This is a genomic window from Bartonella sp. AP57NXGY (genome assembly GCF_042195805.1).
Classification (GTDB): Bacteria; Pseudomonadota; Alphaproteobacteria; order Rhizobiales; family Rhizobiaceae; genus Bartonella.
Window position 1 is genome coordinate 9089 of record NZ_JBHIOZ010000040.1, and the last position, 4461, is coordinate 13549.

The window sequence follows — 4461 nt, forward strand, 5'->3', positions numbered from 1 at the left end:
GAAAGAAAAATGTGCACGAATACGTCCATCAGGATCACTAAATCGTTGTGCATAGATTTCAGCTGCGCGGAGAAAAAAGCGTTTGGATACAGGGTGTCGTGAACGATTGATGAGTGCATTTTGCATTCCCATAGCTTTAAGATCGTGCATAAGGTCAAACATTGTATTATAACGTATTGTGATATCTTCAACGTCTGCTACAGGCAGGGCAAAGCCAACACGCTGTAAAAGAGCGCCTGCATCACGAATGTCGGCAAAAGGGTAGACCCTAGGGCTTGCTCCATCATAAATTTCACTTTCAGCTTGCAGCAGGCTTTCTCGCAATTCTCTTAATGTACCAGCTCCTGCCATAACAGCAAGAAATAAGCCATCTGGTTTAAGAGTATTTTTTATCTGGCTTAGAACACCAGGGGTATCATTGGTCAATTGTAATGAAAGAAGTGAAACAATAAGGTCACAGTAACTTTGAGGTAAATCAAGAAATTCTCGATGACGTAAATGAAATTTTTTATCATGGCTTTGATAAAGCGTATCGGTCTCAATGCGTTCTATGGAACAAACTTTTCCAGATTTCATTAAAGCTTGCGCAGCAAGGTCTGTATGGCTGTGTAAATCGAGAGCTAATGTAAAGAGGCGATCAACAGTGCTAAGGCGTTTATAGAGATCTTCTGCCATGTGAGAGAGTAAAAAGTCACATCCTTTTTTTGCTTTTTGAAAGGCACGTTTTCGGAATTGTTCAATGCGGTTATGATCAAAAATTAAAGGATGCGACATATTGTAGAACACTTTCGATCTATGAAAGAATATATTTTAAAAAGGTTCATTATTTGTGCAAGCTCTGTCAAGTTTATAATATGAAAGAAAATAAATTTATAGAAGGTAAGAGTTTTTAAAGGAATTAAAATTATAAATTGAGGAAATACAAAGGAACTTTTGTTCTGAGGGAAACTTGTAAAAGCCTAAATTTATAATGTTGTATTTTCGAGAAGCGGCGTTAAATAGCGGAGATATACTAAGTAAGTTCGTTGAACGCTTGAAAACGATGCTTTATCCACCAATTTGTCCTGGATGTAAGCAAAATGTTTTTACTTATGGTACGATTTGCTCCGAATGTTGGAAAGATCTTCAATTTATCACAAAACCTTATTGTCCTGTTATGGGGACTCCTTTTGTTTGTGATATGGGGGATGGTTTTCTTAGTGGTGAAGCACTCCGTAATTCCCATCCTTTTTCACGTGTTCGCTCAGTCATTGTTCATAAAGGGCTTGCACGAACTTTAGTAACGCGCTTAAAATATGGTGATCATATAGAATTGGCATCATTTATGGCCAATTGGATGATGTTTGCTGGACGCGAGGTTATTGATGATTGTGATGTTATTATTCCCATTCCATTGCATTTTCGTCGTTTTTGGGAGAGGCGTTATAATCAATCTGCTGAGCTTGCACGTTACATTGCAGCATCACAAAAAAAGCTTTTAAAACCGAGTTGGCTTGTTCGTTGTCGGCATACCCGTCCGCAGGTTAGTCTTTCTTCGAGAGAGAGAAAACTTAACGTAAAAAATGCTTTTAAGGTTTCGCATAAAGTTAAAAAATATCTCAAAGGATGTTCTGTTTTGCTGATTGATGATGTATTTACAACGGGTGCAACAGTTACAGCAGCAGCTGCTGCATTAAAAGATGCAGGTGCACGACAGGTTGATGTGCTAACATTTTCGCGTGTTCTCAAAGAAGATTCTATTTTTCCCTCTTCTTAAGAGGAATTTAAAATGAATATTATTAAAAAATATTGGAGGATAATACTATGAAAGAGGTAATAATTTATACACGCCCTAACTGTCCTTATTGTACAAAAGCACGTGATTTGCTTAATAAAAAAGGCGTAAAGTATACAGATATTGATGCTTCCACATCCCTTCGCCAAGAAATGGTACAGCGTGCAAATGGACGTAATACATTTCCACAAATTTTCATAGGTGATTATCACGTTGGCGGTTGTGATGATCTTTATGCTTTAGAGGCTGAGGGAAAGCTCAATTCTTTATTACAAGGCATATGATATTTGTAAATTACATATTCTTAAGACCGTTTTGCAAGAAGGAGATAGTTAACGCCCATGTCTTTTGAGCGATTCCAGCTGTCGTTTAATGGGTTATAAGTAATACCTATCTCATCAATGACAGTCAGAGCGTTTTTTGATAAGAAATTTTTAAGTTCTAGAGGTTTTAGGAATTTTTTATAATCATGGGTTCCTTTAGGAAGCCAACGTAGAATATATTCAGCGCCTACAATAGCAAGCCCCCATGCTTTCCATGTGCGGTTGAGTGTTGAGACAAACATCACCCCTTGTGGTTTCAGCATTTTTGCTGTAGCTTCTATGAAGAGATTAACGTCAGCGACATGTTCAACAACTTCCATATTAAGGATGATATCAAATTTTTCTCCTTCATTGGCAAGTACTTCTGCCGTAGTGATACGGTAATCAATGGAAAGGTCATTTTGAGCAGCATGGGTTTTTGCGACTTCAATATTTGTTTGTGCAGCATCAACGCCTACAACTATAGCACCAAGACGTGCCATTGGTTCAGATAACAAGCCTCCTCCACAGCCAATATCAAGAATTTTCAAATTGTGAAAGGGCGTAAGTGAAGAAGGGTCACGATTAAACTCTAAACAGATTTTTTCTCTGATGTAAGCAAGGCGTGTTGGGTTAAATTGGTGAAGAGGTCGAAATTTTCCTTGTGGATTCCACCATTCTGTAGCAATACGTGAAAAATGATCAATTTCACTTTGATCAATAGTTGTTTGTGTTTCATCGATCATGTTGCCTTCCTTTATTTTTAATGATCAGGTCAAGTAGATTTTATACAAAGTCAAGAGAAATTAATATAATCATAATGAAACTTGCACAAATGATAGATATTCGCTATGTCGAGAAAATGGTTAGTTGATACAGCATCTAATTCTCATTACTGTTTGAGATAAGAGATGTAAAGGTAAGAGTGTTATTAATGGCGCGCATTGTCATGAAATTTGGTGGAACGTCTGTAGCAAACATTGAATGTATTCATAATGTTGCAAGGCATGTCAAAAGAGAGGTTGATGCAGGCAATGAGGTTGCCGTTGTCGTATCTGCGATGGCTGGTAAAACGAATGAACTTGTTCAGTGGACAAGTGATGCTTCCTCTATGCATAGAGATGCTCGTGAATATGATGTTGTGGTTGCTTCTGGTGAACAGGTTACGTCAGGTTTGTTGGCTTTGACACTTCAAGAAATGGGGGTGAATGCACGTTCATGGCTTGGTTGGCAAATTCCTATTCATACAGACAATGCGCATGGCCGTGCACGTATTACTAATATTGATGGATCTTTTTTAATCGAGTGTTTTCAGGAAGGTCAGGTTGCCGTTATTGCTGGTTTTCAGGGGTTATCTCCGGATAACCGGATTTCTACCTTAGGGCGTGGGGGATCAGATACAAGTGCTGTTGCTATAGCCGCTGCTGTACAAGCTGATCGCTGTGATATTTATACGGATGTGGATGGTGTTTATACAACGGATCCACGTATAGAGCCGAAAGCGCGTCGTTTACCAAAAGTAGCTTTTGAAGAAATGCTAGAAATGGCTTCTCTTGGTGCAAAGGTTTTACAGGTTCGTTCTGTTGAATTGGCAATGGTTCATAAGGTTCGTACCTTTGTGCGTTCAAGTTTTGAGGATCCTGATGCGTTAGGCATGGAGGATCCAATGAGTTCTTCTGGAACACTTATTTGCGATGAGGATGAAATTGTGGAACAACAAAATGTTACTGGTATTGCTTTTGCTAAGGATGAAGCACAAATTTCCCTTCGTCGGCTTGCCGATCGTCCAGGGATTTCGGCAGCAATTTTTGGTCCCTTGGCTGAAGAAAGCATTAATGTTGATATGATTGTGCAAAATATTTCTGAAGATGGCTCAAAAACTGATATGACTTTTACTGTACCATCATCAGATGTAGAAAAAGCCGTTACACTTCTTGAAAAGAATCGCAAAGAAATTGGATTTGATGTTCTCCAGTTTGAAAGCGATCTCGCCAAGGTATCTGTGATTGGTATTGGAATGCGTAGCCATGCAGGTGTTGCCGCTACAGCATTTAAGGCTTTGGCTGAAAAGGGTATTAACATTCAAGCAATTACGACCTCAGAAATTAAAATTTCTATTTTGATTGATAGTGCTTACACTGAACTTGCGGTTAGAACATTACATGCTGTTTATGCACTTGATAAGGGATAAGTATTTTTTAGTTTCAACAGAGTTTCAATAATGTAAAGCTTTAATATATATTAATAATTTTTGTTAAGGATATTTATATTTTTAATTTAAATGGAATATTTAATACAGCAGGACTCTCTCATTTTAAACTTGTTCATGATGAATTTAAAATGGTCACTTATACATTACAAGAGAAAGATGTTTGGGTAAAAAAC

5 protein-coding genes are annotated in these 4461 nt (G+C 37.9%); 3 read left to right on the top strand and 2 right to left on the bottom strand.

Annotation, left to right across the window (positions count from 1 at the left end; genetic code table 11):
• The coding region (locus ACFIL8_RS05525; protein ID WP_375689083.1) for a methyltransferase domain-containing protein at window positions 1-774 on the bottom strand (774 nt) is incomplete at its 3' end.
• A gap of 196 nt (window positions 775-970) precedes the next feature.
• Here ACFIL8_RS05525 and ACFIL8_RS05530 point away from each other — a divergent pair.
• Window positions 971-1756 carry a ComF family protein gene (locus ACFIL8_RS05530; RefSeq protein ID WP_375621100.1) on the top strand — a complete coding sequence of 262 codons (786 nt, stop codon included), beginning with the start codon at window positions 971-973 and terminating at the stop codon, window positions 1754-1756.
• A 47-nt stretch (window positions 1757-1803) separates the two neighbouring features.
• A complete protein-coding gene (gene grxC / locus ACFIL8_RS05535; RefSeq protein WP_375612081.1) occupies window positions 1804-2058 on the top strand; it encodes a glutaredoxin 3 in 255 nt (84 codons plus the stop codon).
• A 20-nt stretch (window positions 2059-2078) separates the two neighbouring features.
• Here the strand turns inward: grxC and ubiG are convergent, their stop codons facing one another.
• Window positions 2079-2822, bottom strand: a complete 744-nt coding sequence (ubiG, locus tag ACFIL8_RS05540; RefSeq protein WP_375668504.1) for a bifunctional 2-polyprenyl-6-hydroxyphenol methylase/3-demethylubiquinol 3-O-methyltransferase UbiG — start codon at window positions 2820-2822, stop codon at window positions 2079-2081.
• A gap of 188 nt (window positions 2823-3010) precedes the next feature.
• On the opposite strand from ubiG, the gene ACFIL8_RS05545 reads away from it, so the two are divergent.
• On the top strand, window positions 3011-4267 hold the full coding sequence (locus ACFIL8_RS05545; protein ID WP_375612083.1) for an aspartate kinase: 1257 nt from the start codon (window positions 3011-3013) through the stop codon (window positions 4265-4267).
• Window positions 4268-4461 lie beyond the last annotated feature (194 nt).